General features: G+C 49.3%; 15 protein-coding genes. 6 read left to right on the plus strand and 9 right to left on the minus strand.

Annotated features, from left to right (window positions below; genetic code table 11):
• Positions 1 to 292: 292 nt before the first annotated feature.
• From alaS to K6K13_RS16115, 5 genes are all read right to left on the minus strand, one after another.
• A complete protein-coding gene (alaS, locus tag K6K13_RS16095; protein WP_222157887.1) occupies positions 293 to 2,920 on the minus strand; it encodes an alanine--tRNA ligase in 2,628 nt (875 codons plus the stop codon).
• A 138-nt stretch (positions 2,921 to 3,058) separates the two neighbouring features.
• Positions 3,059 to 3,526 carry a regulatory protein RecX gene (locus tag K6K13_RS16100; protein WP_222157888.1) on the minus strand — a complete coding sequence of 156 codons (468 nt, stop codon included), beginning with the start codon at positions 3,524 to 3,526 and terminating at the stop codon, positions 3,059 to 3,061.
• Positions 3,527 to 3,605: 79 nt separating this feature from the next.
• Positions 3,606 to 4,685 (minus strand): recombinase RecA, encoded by a 1,080-nt coding sequence (gene recA / locus K6K13_RS16105; protein WP_222157889.1) that lies wholly within the window; start codon positions 4,683 to 4,685, stop codon positions 3,606 to 3,608.
• Positions 4,686 to 4,821: 136 nt separating this feature from the next.
• The gene (pncC, locus tag K6K13_RS16110) at positions 4,822 to 5,313 is read right to left on the minus strand and encodes a nicotinamide-nucleotide amidase (RefSeq protein ID WP_222157890.1); all 492 of its coding nucleotides are present in this window, start codon (positions 5,311 to 5,313) and stop codon (positions 4,822 to 4,824) included.
• A 392-nt stretch (positions 5,314 to 5,705) separates the two neighbouring features.
• On the minus strand, positions 5,706 to 6,041 hold the full coding sequence (locus K6K13_RS16115) for a PM0253 family protein (protein WP_222157891.1): 336 nt from the start codon (positions 6,039 to 6,041) through the stop codon (positions 5,706 to 5,708).
• Positions 6,042 to 6,395: 354 nt separating this feature from the next.
• Here K6K13_RS16115 and K6K13_RS16120 point away from each other — a divergent pair, with 354 nt between their 5' ends.
• The 4 genes from K6K13_RS16120 (at position 6,396) to grxB (ending at position 9,278) form a co-directional block, all read left to right on the plus strand.
• A complete protein-coding gene (locus tag K6K13_RS16120; protein ID WP_222157892.1) occupies positions 6,396 to 6,896 on the plus strand; it encodes a GNAT family N-acetyltransferase in 501 nt (166 codons plus the stop codon).
• 105 nt (positions 6,897 to 7,001) lie between these two features.
• Positions 7,002 to 7,496 (plus strand): SRPBCC family protein, encoded by a 495-nt coding sequence (locus tag K6K13_RS16125; RefSeq protein WP_222157893.1) that lies wholly within the window; start codon positions 7,002 to 7,004, stop codon positions 7,494 to 7,496.
• A gap of 71 nt (positions 7,497 to 7,567) precedes the next feature.
• Positions 7,568 to 8,248 carry a MarC family NAAT transporter gene (locus K6K13_RS16130; protein ID WP_222157894.1) on the plus strand — a complete coding sequence of 227 codons (681 nt, stop codon included), beginning with the start codon at positions 7,568 to 7,570 and terminating at the stop codon, positions 8,246 to 8,248.
• Between the two features lie 394 nt (positions 8,249 to 8,642).
• Entirely contained in the window at positions 8,643 to 9,278 is a 636-nt protein-coding gene (grxB, locus tag K6K13_RS16135) for a glutaredoxin 2 (protein WP_222157895.1), read from the plus strand.
• A gap of 1 nt (position 9,279) precedes the next feature.
• Here grxB and K6K13_RS16140 read toward each other — a convergent pair whose 3' ends face one another.
• Together K6K13_RS16140 and K6K13_RS16145 are read right to left on the minus strand one after the other, a co-directional pair.
• Complete coding sequence (locus K6K13_RS16140) at positions 9,280 to 9,810, minus strand: isochorismatase family protein (RefSeq protein ID WP_222157896.1); 531 nt, start codon at positions 9,808 to 9,810, stop codon at positions 9,280 to 9,282.
• Between the two features lie 129 nt (positions 9,811 to 9,939).
• Positions 9,940 to 10,962, minus strand: a complete 1,023-nt coding sequence (locus K6K13_RS16145; RefSeq protein WP_222157897.1) for a sugar kinase — start codon at positions 10,960 to 10,962, stop codon at positions 9,940 to 9,942.
• A 611-nt stretch (positions 10,963 to 11,573) separates the two neighbouring features.
• On the opposite strand from K6K13_RS16145, the gene K6K13_RS16150 reads away from it, so the two are divergent.
• A complete protein-coding gene (locus K6K13_RS16150; protein ID WP_252120321.1) occupies positions 11,574 to 13,202 on the plus strand; it encodes a methyl-accepting chemotaxis protein in 1,629 nt (542 codons plus the stop codon).
• A gap of 334 nt (positions 13,203 to 13,536) precedes the next feature.
• The gene (locus K6K13_RS16155; protein WP_222157899.1) at positions 13,537 to 14,790 is read left to right on the plus strand and encodes an EAL and HDOD domain-containing protein; all 1,254 of its coding nucleotides are present in this window, start codon (positions 13,537 to 13,539) and stop codon (positions 14,788 to 14,790) included.
• 68 nt (positions 14,791 to 14,858) lie between these two features.
• On the opposite strand, the gene K6K13_RS16160 is transcribed toward K6K13_RS16155, so the two are convergent.
• Positions 14,859 to 16,532 carry a methyl-accepting chemotaxis protein gene (locus K6K13_RS16160; RefSeq protein WP_222157900.1) on the minus strand — a complete coding sequence of 558 codons (1,674 nt, stop codon included), beginning with the start codon at positions 16,530 to 16,532 and terminating at the stop codon, positions 14,859 to 14,861.
• A 277-nt stretch (positions 16,533 to 16,809) separates the two neighbouring features.
• Positions 16,810 to 17,070 (minus strand): hypothetical protein, encoded by a 261-nt coding sequence (locus tag K6K13_RS16165; RefSeq protein ID WP_222157901.1) that lies wholly within the window; start codon positions 17,068 to 17,070, stop codon positions 16,810 to 16,812.
• Positions 17,071 to 17,097: the final 27 nt, after the last annotated feature.

The raw sequence follows: 17,097 nt of genomic DNA on the forward strand, positions 1-17,097 counted from the left end.
CTCTTTGTCTCCCCGCCATTCTCCATCATGCGCCGTGAAAACATAAACCTAAATGGGGAAACGCACTCCGCCATCTTACTCCAGTGTATCGTTACTTTTAGTTTAGTCGATGTCAGCCGTTTTCGCTGTTTTATCACGACATTTGTTATCACAACAAAGGGCTACGGCATGCTCCGCTAACCAACACAAGCTCGGCAGATCGCTATTTCCCCCCAGAATACGTCCCTGCTCTAAGGGGAAAACGCCAAAATAAATATTTTGGCGTTTCGTTGAGATAACACACTATTTATAGTTATAGCCTATCCGTTACCCATGTTTCAACGCTAGATAGCGCTGAAGGTAAAGCTGCAGGGTTGTTCCCACCGGCTTGTGCCATATCAGGACGCCCGCCCCCTTTACCACCGACCTGCTGAGCAATAAAGCCAATCAGCTCACCGGCTTTAACCCGATCGGTCAAATCCTTCGTGATACCGGAAATCAAACTGACTTTATCCTCTGAAACAGTTGCCAGCACAATGATGGCTGAACCGAGCTGGTTCTTCAGATCGTCCACCATAGTACGCAATAATTTCGGGTCGGTGTTATCTAACTGTGTTACCAACAGTTTCGCCCCCTTGATCTCCTTCGCCTTCGAGGAGAGCGAGGCACTTTCCTGGGCTGCCTGCTGTTCTTTCAACAGTTGCAGCTCTTTTTCCAACTGGCGCGTACGATCCAGCAGGGAACGTACTTTTTCCGCCACGTTATGACTGTCGCCTTTGACCAGTTGGGTCACATCCTGCAATACGTCACTTTGACGATGCAGTGCAGCCAATGCCCCGCTCCCCGTTACGGCTTCAATGCGTCGAATACCCGCCGCGGTACCGGATTCAGAGATAATCTGGAACAGACCGATATCTCCGGTGCGTTTGGCGTGCGTACCGCCGCACAGCTCAGTGGAGAAGTCGCCCATGGTTAATACACGCACATGGTCTTCATACTTCTCGCCGAACAGAGCCATTGCACCTTTCGCTTTTGCTTCCGACAACGCCATCACGTTAGTGTCAACGTCGTGGTTACGACGAATCTGCGCGTTGACAATATCTTCCACCTGACGGATTTGCTCTGCCGTCATGGCTTCCGGTTGCGAGAAGTCAAAGCGCAGGTAGTTATCGTTAACCAACGAGCCTTTCTGCGCAACGTGATCGCCCAGTACCTGACGCAGTGCAGCGTGCAGCAAGTGAGTGGCGGAGTGGTTAAGACGAATACGATCGCGACGCTCACTGTCGACGTCAGCATTCACCGTATCATTGACGCGTAGCGTACCCTGCGTCAGAGCACCCAGATGACCGATTGCCTGGCCAAACTTTTGGGTGTTCCCAACGGTAAAGCGCACGTTGGCATTATGCAGTGTCCCGGTATCACCGACCTGACCGCCTGATTCACCATAGAACGGTGTTTCGTTGAGGATAACCACCCCCTCTTCACCGGCGTTGATCGCATCCACGGCTTGCCCGTTTTGATAGAGCGCGATAACCGTAGCTTGCTGCTGCGTCTTGTCGTATCCCGTAAACGGCGTGGCAACATCTACACGAATCAGGGTGTTATAATCGACACCGAACCCGCTGGTTTCACGCGCGCGCTGGCGTTGTGCTTCCATCGCACGCTCAAAACCGTCCTTGTCCACCGTCAGTTCGTGCTCACGACACACGTCTTCCGTTAAATCGAACGGGAAACCGTAAGTGTCATACAGACGAAACGCCGTCTCACCGTCCAGCACGTTCCCTTTCAGGTTTTTGATCTCGTCGTCTAGCAGGCTAAGGCCGCGTTCCAGCGTACGAGCGAACTGCTCTTCTTCCGCTTTCAGCGCCTGTTCAACGGCGGCTTGCTGCTGTTTCAATTCATCAGCCGCAGCACCCATGACCTGAATCAATGGTGCAACCAATTTATAGAAGAAGGCGTCTTTGGCACCGAGGAAATTACCGTGACGCACTGCGCGACGAATAATACGGCGCAGCACATACCCACGGTTTTCGTTAGATGGCATCACACCATCCGCGATCAGGAATGCGCAGGAGCGGATATGGTCAGCGATAACACGCAAGGATTTGTTGCTCAAATCCTGCGTACCAATAATGCGCGCCGCTTCCTGGATCAATGTGGTAAAGACATCGATCTCGTAGTTGGAGTTGACGTGTTGCAATACCGCAGTAACACGCTCCAACCCCATCCCAGTATCGACAGACGGTTTAGGCAGCGGAACCATGGTGCCATCAGCCTGACGGTTGAACTGCATAAATACCAGGTTCCAGATCTCGATATAGCGATCGCCATCTTCATCCGGACTTCCCGGAGGGCCGCCCTGAATGTGGTCGCCATGATCGTAAAAAATTTCCGAACACGGACCACACGGGCCAGTATCGCCCATCTGCCAGAAGTTATCAGACGCGTATTGACCGCCCTTATTGTCGCCAATACGGATAATGCGCTCGGCGGGTACGCCGACTTCGTTTGCCCAGATGTCATAGGCTTCATCGTCGGTGGCATATACCGTTACCCATAATTTCTCTTTGGGCAGGTTAAACCATTGCGCACCGGTCAGCAGTTCCCATGCATATTGAATGGCATCACGCTTGAAGTAGTCACCGAAGCTGAAATTACCCAGCATTTCAAAGAACGTGTGGTGACGCGCGGTGTACCCGACGTTGTCTAAATCGTTATGCTTACCGCCTGCACGCACGCAGCGTTGTGACGTGGTAGCACGCACGTAGTTGCGCTTGTCCAGCCCCAGGAAAACATCCTTGAACTGGTTCATTCCCGCGTTGGTAAACAGCAATGTCGGATCGTTATTCGGCACCAGCGAACTACTGGAAACGATCTGGTGTCCTTTACTCTGGAAAAAATCGAGAAACGCTTGACGGATCTCAGCGGTGCTCTTGCTCATAATTGTCCTGGAATGAAACTAAAAGAACAGATCGTGGGCAAGGCTAGTGCAGCAGAGTGACGCTACCCGTGCAACTCACGAACAAAAAGTGGGAATAAGATAAATTTTCTTCGGAGGGAAGTAAAACACCGGATGCATTCAATGCGAAAAATTCGTATAAATGTCCTGAATTTCATCATGCGAAAAGCCGCGAGTTAACAAGTATCGCTGCTGTTTTGCTTTTTCTTTCCAGTCAATTGGCGGCACATCACCAAATTTACGCGTTGCGACCTGCTGCGCTAAGGCAAACCAGTCAATTTCACATTCCAGCAATGCGGATGAAATGACAGAATGCGAAAGGCCTTTCTGACGTAATTCTGCCACAATACGCTGAGCGCCATAGCCCTTTCGGCTTCGCCCATGCAGGTAGCGCAGGGCAAATCGCGCATCATCCAACCAGCCGTGCTCATGACAATATGCCAAGGCGGCATCAATATCCACAGCGTCAAATGACGGATCAACGCGAGCCGTCAACTTGCGACGTAGCTCCCCTTCGCTGTGATCGCGAACCGCTAACAGGCGCATGGCGATGGTCAGTGCGTTGACAGAGGGGGTTGATGGTGTCATTGAAGGTACATGTTGGTGAGGGAGCACAACAAACGGTAGATACTGCTTGTCATGCTCCTTGCAAGTGACTTAACGCGTTTTAAAATTCGCCGTTATTTTCATTGCCTGCAGTTTCTGCATCATCATAGAAACCCGCTTCGCTTGCTGGTGCTGGCACATGATCTTTATTGTGCAGCAGCATTTCACGCAGCTTTTTATCCAATTCGGCCGCCACTGCCGGGTTTTCTTTCAGGTAATTGCAAGCATTCGCTTTGCCTTGCCCGATCTTGTCACCGTTGTAGCTATACCAGGCACCCGCCTTCTCAATCAGCTTATGTTTCACGCCAAGATCGACCAACTCACCGTGGATGTTGATCCCTTCGCCGTACATGATCTGGAATTCAGCCTGTTTAAAGGGTGCCGCCACTTTGTTTTTCACCACTTTCACGCGGGTTTCGCTGCCCACCACTTCTTCTCCATCTTTGATGGAGCCAATGCGGCGGATATCGAGACGTACAGAAGCATAAAACTTCAGTGCGTTACCCCCGGTGGTGGTTTCCGGGTTACCAAACATAACGCCAATTTTCATACGGATCTGGTTGATAAAAATCAGCAGCGTATTCGCCTGCTTCAAGTTACCGGCCAGCTTACGCATTGCCTGGCTCATCATGCGAGCCGCCAGCCCCATGTGAGAATCACCGATTTCACCTTCGATTTCCGCTTTCGGCGTCAGTGCCGCCACGGAGTCGACGATGATCACGTCAACCGCGCCTGAACGCGTCAACGCATCACAAATTTCTAACGCCTGCTCGCCGGTGTCAGGCTGAGAACACAGCAGGTTATCGATGTCTACACCCAGCTTTTTGGCATAAATCGGATCGAGCGCATGCTCAGCATCGATAAATGCGCAGGTTTTACCTTCACGCTGCGCAGCAGCGATAACTTGCAGCGTTAATGTGGTTTTACCTGACGATTCTGGTCCGTAGATTTCAACGATGCGCCCCATTGGCAGCCCACCGGCCCCCAAGGCAATATCGAGTGACAGGGAGCCGGTAGAGATCGTTTCAACATCCATTGAGCGGTCTTCGCCCAGACGCATGATAGAACCTTTACCAAATTGCTTTTCGATCTGGCCCAGCGCAGCCGCCAATGCCTTTTGTTTGTTCTCGTCAATAGCCATTTCTACTCCTGTCATGCGGCGTAACGCTCTCGCTACACGGCCGCGCGCTTTATGTGACTGACACTGGTATGTAATCAAACAGGCGTGTCACCGAATCATTAACAGCATTATACTGTATACACATACAGCATCAAGATTATTTTTGCAGAAATCCATCCAAAAGCATCTGAAGTGCGAAACGCACGGCCTGAAGTCGTACAGCATGCCTGTCGCCAAGAAACAGCATTTCACGCGCCAGTAGGTTACCGTGCTTGTCGCACCAGCCAAACCAGACGGTGCCAACGGGCTTTTCATCAGAACCGCCGTCAGGGCCTGCAATGCCGCTCACTGAAAGTGAATAATCAGCCCCCGCTGCGCGCAAGGCACCCTGCGCCATTTCCCGCACGGTTTGCTCACTCACCGCACCATAATGGGTGAGAGTATTTTCACTGACACCGATGAGGCGCTGTTTTGCCTGATTGCTGTAAGTAACAAATCCATAGTCAAACCAGCCGGAACTCCCCGCTACATCAGTAATCGATTTCGCTATCCAGCCTCCCGTACAGGATTCTGCACAGGTCACCTTTGCACCCAACGCCGTCAAGCGCGCACCAATCTGGGCGCTTAACTGCAAAATCTCGGTTTCCATGTTCACTCCACGTATCCACGCTGATTGAGGGTATATACCTTAAATAATTCGAGTTGCAGGACAAAACGTTTACGCTTTGAACAGCGCTCGCGCTGGCCCTTTAGGTCGAGACGCCTTTATGCGTCTCGTAACGCGGCAAGCGAACGAATCCCGATGCGCTTACTCAGGTAAGTGATTCGGGTGAGTGAACGCCGCCAACGCACCTGCAGCTTGAAGTATGACGGGTATAGCATCACAGCGTATCATTTTCACACGGGTTCGCCCTACCCTGCCACGCTGTTGCGTGCCTTATTCCAGAATTCGATAAGAAAGTAAAGGGGACGGCAGAGCAGAGATAGCCGTGGGGATTAAAACACGAAGGGGAACAAAAGGGTTCACTGGGTTTGGTGGAATTACATGCAACCTGCGCAGCTGGTACAACGCCAATCCTGCGGATTGACTGCCTGATAAAAAAATCGGAAATAGCACTCTTCAATAGGAACCTGGTTATTTTCGAAACAGTCGGCTAACCAGTCTACATTTTCTACAATCCACTCATCTTCATCCAATCCTTCACGATATAATTCATCCTCAGGATCGATGATTGAATATATTCCCAGCGTTCCCAGATGTTTTTCCTGAAACGACATAGGCAGGGTAAAGGCCATGGACTGAAACGTAATAATCCAGTGCCCATGGCACAGGAGGTTACCGTTGCGACTCCATGCCGCTGTGAATGGATTATTCATGTTATTAATCCCCTATCGCAAAAAAAGCGGAGGGAAATTAACACGAGAGGGAAAATAAGTAAATAATCCGTAAAGAGTAAGGTTAAATGTTAATTATCTCAGCGAAATACAGGTGCGTTTTATCACCGATAAAAGCAAGCGAAAATAACAGCATTGATATATCGCAACAAAACAGAAAATAATAACAAAATAAATGCGGTATTCCTTCACGCTGTTTTATATCCGCTCCACTCACCCGTCATAAAAATGTCACACCGCGCGATTATCGTGTGCAGATAATAATAACAGATGATAGCTTGTAAACGACATGCTGCCCCGCCTCGGGGCTTTTTTCCTCTGATGCGGAGAATGTTCATGACGTTTCCCTCCATCCGACGCCTACGAACGGCAGATTGTCCTGCCTTCAAACAGCTACGACTCGAAAGCCTGTTGAATCACCCTGATGCTTATCAGACGTCCTGGGAGGAAGAAAGTCAGAAAAGTGACGCATGGTTCGATGCACGCATCAGGCAGAATGTCATTTTCGGTGCTTTCACTCCCGAAGCGCGCCTGATTGGCCTGTGCTGCTATACACGTCCCCAGAAGCTGAAATCTGCCCACAAAGCTATTGTGTGGGGCATGTATGTGGCACCAGACTACCGGGGCAATGGCGTTTCCCTGCAATTGCTCAATCACACCATTTCGCACGCCCGCACGCGGGCTCACATATTGCTACTGAGCGTGACGTCCTCCAATTTGGCAGCGTATCGCTTGTATCAAAAGGCCGGTTTTTGCCAATATGGGCAGGAGCCGGATGCGATGAAACTGGGCGACATCTATTACAGTGAACGTCTGATGTTCTTACCTTTACGTTAGCTTCACCGCTCTCAGAAACAGGGTAAACCTTGCCTAAGTGGAAAGAAGCGGCAAAAATAACCAGCAATGTTGTAAGCTGTAAGTCCACATCACTGAGGATCCTGCGTGCCATCTTCTTTCTTTAAATCATTAGGTTTTGCCAGCAAGCGCGCTCCTGATGCCTTAAGCGGGAGCATCACTATCGCGCATTCTGCCGATGCACTGTATGCCTTGTGGCGCAAGCCGGAAACGCTGCCAGTGCTGATGAGCCATTTTGCGACGATCACTATCCTTAACCAGACGGATTCCCTGTGGCGCGCCAATACGCCGCTCGGTTCGCTGTTAGAGTGGCGAGCACGCATCGTGGAAGAGAAACCGGGAGAAGCCATGCATTGGCGTTCCCTCCCTGGCGCACTGGTTCCGAATGAAGGGAGGCTGACATTCTCACCCGCCCCCAATGGCGAAGTGAATGTCACCTTGTGGATTCGATTTACACCGCCGGGTGGACTGATTGGCAGAAAAGTAGGCCAGCTCTTTACGTTATTTTCAAACGATATGCTGAAACAAACGCTGGAGCGCTTTAAAAAGATGGCCGATGAGCAACAATTACCGTCAGCGTAACTCGCCTGAATACGCTGCCACTGTCTGCGTTATCGCCAAAAGAGCAGTGCCCAATATGCATTGGAGGCCCTATGCTGGAACTCATTAAGACCGTTGGTCTGGGCCTGGTATTAATTTTGCCCTTGGCCAACCCGTTGACCACCATTGCGGTATTTCTTGCGTTGTCGAGCGACATGAGTGAGGGGGAGCGCAACCGGCAAATATTTCAAACCTCACTGTACGTATTTATCATCATGATGGTGGCCTTTTATGGTGGGCAACTGATCATGAATACGCTGGGCATCTCTATTCCCGGATTGCGCATCGCCGGTGGACTGATCGTGGCCTTCATCGGTTTTCGAATGCTCTTACCCCCCCACCAACGAGAACACGGGCCTGAAGCCGCCAGCAAGGCGGATGAAATTAACCGAAGCCCTTCGGCAAACCGGGTGAACATTGCCTTTGTTCCACTGGCCATGCCCAGTACAGCAGGACCTGGTACCATCGCGCTCATTATTAGTACCTCGTCGCAAATCAAAAGCGGAATTGCCATCACCCCTTGGGTGGTCGCGGTTGCACCCGTACTCACCTTCCTGATGACCAGCGTGATCCTCTGGGTGTGCCTACGCAGTTCTGGTTACATTGTGCGCCTGCTGGGTAAAAGCGGTATTGAGGCCATTGCTCGCTTGATGGGGTTCTTGCTGGTGTGTATGGGGGTTCAATTTGTCATCAACGGCATGCTGGAAATCGTGACGACCCTGCCAGCCAAATAACAGATAAAAAAAACCCGCCTCGAGGGCGGGAAAAGTGACTCTCTTGACAGGGATGGAAATCACAACATTGAAAAGGGATGTAGAGACAATAACAGATGAAATGTATAGAAGTGTCTGTGCGAAGTAAGGTTAGCCCGAGGGATGTAAAGCGTGGTTTTCAAACATAACGATTTGCATCATCAGGGAATTATCACTATCCCTGTGTTCGCCGTGCCAGCAGTGCAACCCCGTCGTTATCCTTTTCCTTGCTGTTTCATATGCAGTTACATTCTGAACGTCAACAGCGGCGATCCGCACGCACTGACTTTACCTCCCCCTGTTTCTGGTATTAGTCTGACCAATAACGCGTTAGGGCGTCAGACAGACAGGTTTTATCATCATCAAGGAACCATGCATGAAATTATTTACCTATGAGCATTGCCCGTTCTGTGTGCGAGCCAGAATGATTTTTGGACTGAAGAACACTCCGTTTGAACTGGCGATCATCATGGAGGGGGATGTGGAAACGCCAACGCGAATGGTTGGTCGCAAGGTCGTCCCTATTCTGCAAAAAGAGGATGGCAGCTTCATGCCTGAAAGCATGGACATTGTTCACTATGTGGATAGCCTGAAAGCACCGCAGGTCGCAGACCAACCGGTGGACAGTGCGATTGAAGCATGGTGCAAATCAGCCTCTGGCGTTGTGTTTAAACTGGCAGTTCCGCGTTTCACCGAAGGTGAGTTTGCCGAGCTGGCAACACAACCCGCTCGTCAGGCGTTCCGACAACGTGAAGAAAAAGCGTTTGGCGACTTATCGGCGCTTCTGGCAGAGACCCCCGCGCTGATTCGCGACGTAGAGCAAAAATTGGCAGAATTGGAAACCTTACTCCCAGCGGACAAAACGGTCTCCACCACGGACTTTATCCTGTTCCCAATCCTACGATCGCTGACTATCGTGAAAGGTCTTCACTATGGGCCACGTGTGAATGAATACCTACACCGTGTCGCCGCCGCCGCGCAGATTGATTTACTGACAGCCCAGGCGCGCTAGTTCAGCGCGGCGAACGCCATGCGCTCAGAAGGGTTGCGGTGGGGATAACAGCGATGGGATTCCCAGGCAGGCTCAGTCCCGCCCACACCTCATTATGCTGACCAATAAGCTCCTGGGCGCTGGCATAAGTACGATCCGCCGTGGTGTGCGCATCTGCTGCCACGGTGATCGCATAGCCTTTGCTGGCCCCCACTTTGATTGTTGTGTCTACGCAATAATCGGTTGCACAGCCGCAAACGGTAAAGGCACGGGTTCCCATCCGTTGCAATAGTGCATCCAGCGTCGTGTTCCAAAACGCATCGCAGGCGGTTTTAGTGACATAGTGCGCATGCTCTGGCTGGTGTAATTCTGGGATGATCTGCCATAAATCACTACCAACGCCCATGTCCCCTTCGGCATGCTGGATGAAAATAACAACGTCGGCAACATCAATCAGCTGATTGATCAATGCGGCCTTACCCGCCCTATCGTAGCGTGGCATCGCCAACACGCCGACCTGCATATCAACCACGACCAAAACGTTATTATTCATCCTTACCTCAACGTAAAAAACCAAGGGGTGTTGAACCCACACACCCTTGGTTTTATGCGCAATTAACGTTATGCACAATAACTTTCATGCCCAGAACGTCACGCGGCTTGCGAATCGCAGCAAAAACCGTTAGCGGCTGAGGCTCGCGCCCCCACCTTTTTTCATCACGCCACGGATCTCCGATTCCTGTACCAGGTTCAAGTCACCGCTGATCGTCAATTTCAAAACGCTGGCCGCAATCGCAAAATCGATGGACTCCTGCGCGTCAAACTGATGCAGGATACCGTGCATCAACCCGGCACCAAAGGCATCACCGGCCGCAACACCTTCCATCACATGCAGGTTATAGCGCGTCGTTTCATGAAACTCGCCATCGCTCAACAACAGCCCCATCCATTGACTGTCTTCGACCGAGCGAATATTGCGCAGTACGCTGGCAACCATTTTACATCCCGGATAACGGCGCGTTACCTCCATCATCCCCTCTTTGAACGCATCAATCTGTTCGATGCCACGTGACATATCGCCATCAAAGGCCTTTATACCCAGCGTGGCTTCAAAATCCTCATCGTTGGCAATGCAAATCCTCACGTAGTTCATCAGTTTTGACATGACGCGCTGCGCTTTTTCCGGAGACCACATTTTGCCGCGATAATTCATATCGCACACCACCGGAATGTTATGCTGTTGGCAGTAAACACAAGCGGTGGTCACGGCATGTTCCAATTCAGCAGAAATTGCTGGCGTAATGCCCGAAAAATAGAAGTAATCAACGTCTTGCAGCAGTGTTTCCCAATCAAACTCCGTTTGGTTGGCCGTAGCAAATGCACTGCCTGCGCGATCGTAAACCACATTGGTAGAACGGACGCTGGCCCCTTTTTCAAAAAAATAGATTCCCAGGCGGGGACCGCCACGCAATATTTTATGCGTATCAACGCCGTATTTACGTAACGTCGCGAGCGCCGTCTCGCCCAGCAAATTTTCCGGCAGCTTGGTAAGATAAGCAGAATCATTGCCCAGCAGAGCCAGAGAAACCGCCACGTTAGCTTCTGCACCACCGTACGCCGCTTCAAATGCATCAGACTGCATAATACGGTTATTGCCCTGCGGCTTAAGCCGCAACATCATTTCCCCAAACGTTAATACTTTCATTTTTCATCCATTATTAGGTTTATTACGCCATGACGCGCTGGTATAGCCGGTATACGGGTACGACATTATCAATAAAACCGATAGCAATCAGTACAACATATATACCCTAAATAATTCGAGTTGCAGGCAGAAAGGAAGCGAATCCCGATGAGCTTACATAAGTAAGTGATTCGGGTAAGCGAGTGCCGCCAACGCACATGCAACTTGAAGTATGACGGGTATACACGTGCCATTATACCTCGACGCGCGATTATTCTACTTTGTCATAATTTGGTCGGTACAGGTACGATAAAGAGCAATAACCAATGAGCGTTATGGACTAACAACACGGGTATTTATTCCAACACCGCATATAACATCGCCGTTGTTGATTGCCCCCCAATCGAAATGCCGCGCGCCCGACTACACAAAAGAAACAAATCCCCCTCATTACAGAAAAAAACACGTAACAAAGAGCGTATTTGACACGCATTGAGCCATTTCTATTTCGTATTATCTAACATCAGCGCGTTGGGTATGATAACAACAGGTGAAAGGAGTGGTAATACCACACGAATCGTCGCCATAAAACGATAATTATCAAAAAGCATCATGAGGAATATATGCGGTCAATGAAAAATATCTCTCTCGGTGTTCTACTAGGCGCTGGCTTCTCTGCCATTATTGTCATCGGCTTGCTGGTTGCCGCCTTTGGACGGGTTGCGTTGAGTAAAACAAGCGATCACATTGAATATTATGAGAAACACCATTTAACCAATCTTATTTCAATGCAGGATTTAAAGGATAACTTAAACAGTGCCACCAAAGCCGCATTAATCATGGCATTCCAGGATGATATTAACAGTCAGGCAGAAAGCGAAGCCGTCGTCGAACAAATGTTGGGAGGCAACAATCTGCTACTGACTCGGTTAAAAGAAGAAATCTCGCTGCCGAACTTGCTCGCCACCCTCGATAATTTTAACAAAACCTACGCTGACTATATCGCAATCACGCAGCAAACCGTGAATCTGGCAAAAAATGGTCAACTGCTGGATGCGCAATCCCTTGCGATAGAGAAGTTACAGCCGATACAAATGCGGCTGTTTCAAGAAATTTCAGCCATGATCCAACAACAACAAGACAGCACCACGCAGGCGGCTGCCGAATCGACCCAGGGAGCACGCCTGTCTGGCAATATACAGTTGATCTTGGCCGCTATCGCAGCGCTATTGGGCCTGACCATTGCCGGGTTGACGACACGGCATATTAAAAGGCAACTGGGCGGCGAACCGACTTACGCCATGCAGGTTGTCCAACAAATAGCGCAAGGTAATCTGGCCACACACATTACGATTCCCTCTGGGCATCAAACCAGCCTGCTCACCGCCATGCAAGAGATGCGCGATAATTTACGCAATATCGTGCTGGAAGTCCGCGAGAGCAGTGAATCTATCTCTGTGGGGGCTAACGACATTGCAGCAAGCAGTACCAATCTGAGTCAACGTACTGAACAGCAAGCGGCTAGCCTGCAACAAACCGCCGCATCGATTGAGCAAATCAGCCAAACCATTCATCAAAATGCGGACACCGTGCGTAGCACAACGCAACAAGCGGATACGGCTAGCAGTATTGCAGCCAAAAGCGGTGAAGCCATCGCCGATATCGTACAAACCATGAGTGAAATTAGCCAAAGCTCAAACAAGATCAATGAAATCATTGCCGTTATTGATGGTATTGCTTTCCAAACCAATATACTGGCGCTCAATGCCGCAGTGGAAGCCGCGCGAGCCGGGGAACAAGGGCGCGGTTTTGCCGTAGTGGCTGGAGAAGTTCGTTCTCTGGCACAACGTTCCGCATCCGCGGCAAAGGAAATTAAAACGCTTATCCAGGATAGCGTAAGCTGTGTTAATAACGGTTCACAGTTGGTCAGTCAGGCCGGGGCTACCATTGACGAACTGGTAAAACAATCGCGCCAGGTCGCGGTGAGCGTGAATGAGATTGGCGTGACCACACAAGAACAGGAGCAAGGCGTCAGACAAATTAATGATGCTGTCACTCAACTGGATCTCGTCACCCAGCAAAATACGGTATTGGTGGAAGAATCAAGCAGCGTTGCCGACGGTTTACGCGATCAGGCGCAGCACCTGGTCTCCTTGATGAGCGTATTCCAGGTAAATGCGTCACGCCCCTCTGGCGGAGCAAACCCGACAGTCACGACACCGCCACTCGGTATCGCACTACAAAGTAGAAAGATTGCCTGATATTTGCCAAGGAGGTTGTCGTCGCCGTCATGATCCTGCCAGTGACAGCCTCCTTCCCCCCCTTTCCCCTGTCCATACATGGCATGTGTTTCGCCACTGCACGCCGATTCTCGGTGCGTTCTATCCCCTAACAACGTCAAATATTTGTAAGACTACGGTAATTCTTACCTGACAAGACTAATATTAAAGCAGTTTCTGGCCGATATAGGGTTAGTGACATGTAAATTGTCCAGGGTCGGGCACTGCCAGATAGGAATCAGGTTAAACGTCTAGAAAGAAGATTAGTCAATTGAAAAATAATAAAATAGTCACTAAGCCTATCTAGAGGGTTACTATGTACTCATTTGTTGCGCGTCAGCCTATTTTAAATAAGAACCTCCAGCCCGTCGCTTATGAACTGCTCTTCCGAGATGGTATTCGCAATTCGTTCCCTGATGTCACCCCGGAATACGCCACCGCACAAATCATAACGGAACAGTTTTTAACGAATTCACTAAGTCGACTGGTTGACGATCACATCAGCTATATCAACGTTCCACATCAGATGCTCACCAATGGTCTCGTTGAGGCGCTACCGCCAGAAAAGGTGGTACTGGAAATTCTGGAAAATGCACCGCCTGATGACACCTTGCTGGCCTCGGTAAAACGGTTGAAAAAGCGAGGCTTTAAGCTCGCGCTGGACGATTTTTTGATGGCACCTGAATGGGATCGTTTTCTACCTTACATTGATGTGCTCAAATTCGATCTCACGCTGTCATCCTTTGCTGACATTGCATCCTACATCAACAAACTGCCCTACCGACACATCACCTTTCTCGCGGAAAAAGTGGAGACGCATGAACAATTTTCACAGGCAAAGCAATTAGGCATTTCCCTCTTTCAGGGGTACTTTTTTAGCAAACCAGAGATCATCCAGTCACGTCGACTCTCTGTGAATAATTACAACGTAGTACAGCTACTTAGCGAAGTGAACAAACAAGAATTAAATTATGAACAGATCGAAAAACTGCTCAGCAAAGATGTATCACTCGCTTACAAAGCAATGCGGTATGTCAATAATATCAGGCTGCGCAGCAAATTAAGCCTGATGCCACTTCAGGCTAATTTCCGCTACATTGCCATGCTGCTGGGACAAAAAGAGTTACGCCGATTTCTCTCACTGGTCACGATAACCAGCCAAAGCGATAAAGATAAATCCTTTGAGCTGTATCGGTTGAGTTTGTTAAGAGCGAAGTGCTGTGAACTGATTTCGCTACATCAGAATAAGAAAGATGACCCGATCAATGCGTTTTTATGCGGCCTGTTCTCCCCGCTGGAAGCCATCCTTGACTGCCCGATGCCACTTTTACTCTCGGAAATAGAGCTGCCTAATGAGGTAAAACAGGCACTGCTTGAAAACACCGGCACCTATGCACGTTACCTGATGTTGGCAACGGAATATGAAAAACAGAATTGGCAAGACGTTAATACGCTTATCACGGAACTGAAGATCACCGAGCAACAGATGATACACATCGTGCTTGATGCCACGTTGTGGGCGGATGAAATGCTGCAAATAGGTCAAATGACCGAGAAGAAGGGGGAATAAAATCCCCCCTCGCTAACGCCGTAAGTTGCTGAATACTACGGTGGGAAAAAGGTCAGCGTTCAACAGGTTTAAAACGTTTCCCAATTGCCACTGTCTGATTTGGTCTGCACCTTTGCGGATGCCGGTAATGAGGCGGGCAAGACCACCCGTTGCGAGGATTGTGCCGTCCCCTGAGCGCGCGTTGCCTCAGTAATTTTAAAGGTCGCAACGGCCTGACGCAGATAGTTAGCCTGATCTTCCAGCGCTACTGCCGCTGCCGCAGATTGCTCTACCAATGCCGCATTCTGCTGAGTTACCCCATCCATTTCTGCGACAGCCTGACTGACCTGCTCAATGCCTCTGCTCTGTTCATCTGACGCGGTAGCGATCTCGCCCATGATATCAGTCACACGCGTTACCGCAGTGACGATCTCTTTCATGGTTTCCCCCGCATCCTGGACTTGCTCAGACCCCGTGTTGACACGGCTAACCGAATTTTCGATCAAGCTTTTTATCTCTTTTGCTGCTTGAGCGCTTCTTTGGGCTAAATTGCGCACCTCTCCGGCCACCACTGCAAACCCGCGCCCCTGCTCACCGGCACGCGCCGCTTCGACCGCCGCATTCAGAGCCAGAATATTGGTTTGAAACGCGATGCCATCGATCACATTGGTAATATGCGCAATTTGTGTAGAACTCTCAGAGATGTCTTTCATGGTGGTAATAACGGTATTCACGACGTTCCCACCTTTCTGCGCTGTTTCTGATGCATTTTTAGCCAAAGCAGCTGCTTGTCGCGCATTGTCGGTGTTCTGTTTTACTGTTGCCGTCAACTGTTCCATGCTTGCAGCCGTTTCTTCCAATGCGGAAGCCTGCTGCTCGGTTCTTGACGACAGATCGTTACTGCCCACTGAGATTTCGCTGGCCCCGGTATAGATACTGTCAGAACTGGTGCGAACGTCTCCCACGGTAGTGATTAAGGAACTTTGCATCTCTTTTAAACGTGAAGCGAGCTGGCCAATTTCATTCTTACTTTCTGCCTCAATGGCCTGCGTAAGATCGCCTCCGGATATCGCGCGAATATGATGGATAACGCGGCTCAGCGGCTGGAAGAGAATGCGTTGTAGCAGACCCCACGCGCTCACAACAACCAAAATCAATGCCAGCGCAATGCTCCCAATCGTCCATTGCATTGACACAAAGCTGGAGAGATTTTCACGCTGCCCGGCACTGACCAACCTGTTATTCTGCTCCCTCCAGGTGTTATAGCTCTGCTCTAAATTGTCTTGCGCCAGTTGAGCATCAAGATTGCCATAGGCGTCATAGTCGCCACGTTGCAGATACTGGATCGACATTTTAAAAATATCATGCAGTTGGCGATAATCATTCTCAACTTTTTTGGCAATGGCATCGCTTTGCCCTTCGAGTCGGGGGGAAGACTGATAGCGATTAAACTGTTTTTCGGCCGTATCAAGCGTCGTGCTGGCGGTTGCCAGAAGCGCATTGATTGCCGCAATGGATTTCTCATCTTTCTGGTTTTTCAAAAAACGGATGGCCACGCGAGTGATGACAACGCGAGTCTTTACAAGCGATTGAAAACTATCAGTAAGCTGTTCTTGCTGAAAGTTCAAGATTTCAGATTTTTGGAAGTTTTGCTTATCGTTATTTACTGAGGAGTAAAACAGTATGCTGGTGATTATCTGTAATAAAATAAAGACAGCAAAGGCAATCGAAATCCCTGTGATGACTTTAACGTTTTTGAACATGGTTTGCCTCTTTGGTCTAGGAATAGATGCCTAGAGGCAATATCGTCAACAAACCGCGTTTCTTGATTACATTTACGCAACACAGCCATGGATATCAAAAAGAATGAAACACGCTCATCATCATGATAAACATAGCAATTACCTTGCATTGAGTTCATTTCGGCCAAAGAATACGTTATTAAAAATCAACATTCTCATTAAGAAACATCAAGAATTAAAATAACAGACTGAATTTTAAGTAAAAAAAACACGTCCCGACCTTGAATCTTAAATAAAATTAATGTGTCATTTTCCTAATTATTTCCTTCACTTCCAGCCCATGCTCAGAATTTTTCTGCATCCTTTGTACAAAAACCCGCTGATAGAGCCATGCATCTATGCACTTTTTCACATCAGCTTTATCCGGTTGGCAGTGGAATTCGAAGATCATCCTTTTTTCTTTTGAAAACAACACTAAACTACTTTCAAACTCGAGGAAATCAAGATCTTCTATCTGGTAGGCAGTTTTAAACGCAGAGCAGATGTAATGTATATCCATATAATATCCACCTATATTTTTATAACT

The sequence above is a fragment of the Symbiopectobacterium purcellii genome (assembly GCF_019797845.1).
Lineage (GTDB): Bacteria > Pseudomonadota > Gammaproteobacteria > Enterobacterales > Enterobacteriaceae > Symbiopectobacterium > Symbiopectobacterium purcellii.

What these genes read in the sequence shown, in the direction of transcription:
- K6K13_RS16155 (WP_222157899.1), top strand. Translation starts at nt 13,537, where the DNA reads ATGTACTCATTTGTTGCGCGTCAGCCTATTTTAAATAAGAACCTCCAG.
- K6K13_RS16160 (WP_222157900.1), bottom strand. Translation starts at nt 16,532, where the DNA reads ATGTTCAAAAACGTTAAAGTCATCACAGGGATTTCGATTGCCTTTGCT.
- K6K13_RS16120 (WP_222157892.1), top strand. Translation starts at nt 6,396, where the DNA reads ATGACGTTTCCCTCCATCCGACGCCTACGAACGGCAGATTGTCCTGCC.
- K6K13_RS16150 (WP_252120321.1), top strand. Translation starts at nt 11,574, where the DNA reads ATGAAAAATATCTCTCTCGGTGTTCTACTAGGCGCTGGCTTCTCTGCC.
- K6K13_RS16115 (WP_222157891.1), bottom strand. Translation starts at nt 6,041, where the DNA reads ATGAATAATCCATTCACAGCGGCATGGAGTCGCAACGGTAACCTCCTG.
- K6K13_RS16165 (WP_222157901.1), bottom strand. Translation starts at nt 17,070, where the DNA reads ATGGATATACATTACATCTGCTCTGCGTTTAAAACTGCCTACCAGATA.
- alaS (WP_222157887.1), bottom strand. Translation starts at nt 2,920, where the DNA reads ATGAGCAAGAGCACCGCTGAGATCCGTCAAGCGTTTCTCGATTTTTTC.
- recA (WP_222157889.1), bottom strand. Translation starts at nt 4,685, where the DNA reads ATGGCTATTGACGAGAACAAACAAAAGGCATTGGCGGCTGCGCTGGGC.
- K6K13_RS16140 (WP_222157896.1), bottom strand. Translation starts at nt 9,810, where the DNA reads ATGAATAATAACGTTTTGGTCGTGGTTGATATGCAGGTCGGCGTGTTG.
- K6K13_RS16145 (WP_222157897.1), bottom strand. Translation starts at nt 10,962, where the DNA reads ATGAAAGTATTAACGTTTGGGGAAATGATGTTGCGGCTTAAGCCGCAG.
- K6K13_RS16100 (WP_222157888.1), bottom strand. Translation starts at nt 3,526, where the DNA reads ATGACACCATCAACCCCCTCTGTCAACGCACTGACCATCGCCATGCGC.
- pncC (WP_222157890.1), bottom strand. Translation starts at nt 5,313, where the DNA reads ATGGAAACCGAGATTTTGCAGTTAAGCGCCCAGATTGGTGCGCGCTTG.
- K6K13_RS16130 (WP_222157894.1), top strand. Translation starts at nt 7,568, where the DNA reads ATGCTGGAACTCATTAAGACCGTTGGTCTGGGCCTGGTATTAATTTTG.
- grxB (WP_222157895.1), top strand. Translation starts at nt 8,643, where the DNA reads ATGAAATTATTTACCTATGAGCATTGCCCGTTCTGTGTGCGAGCCAGA.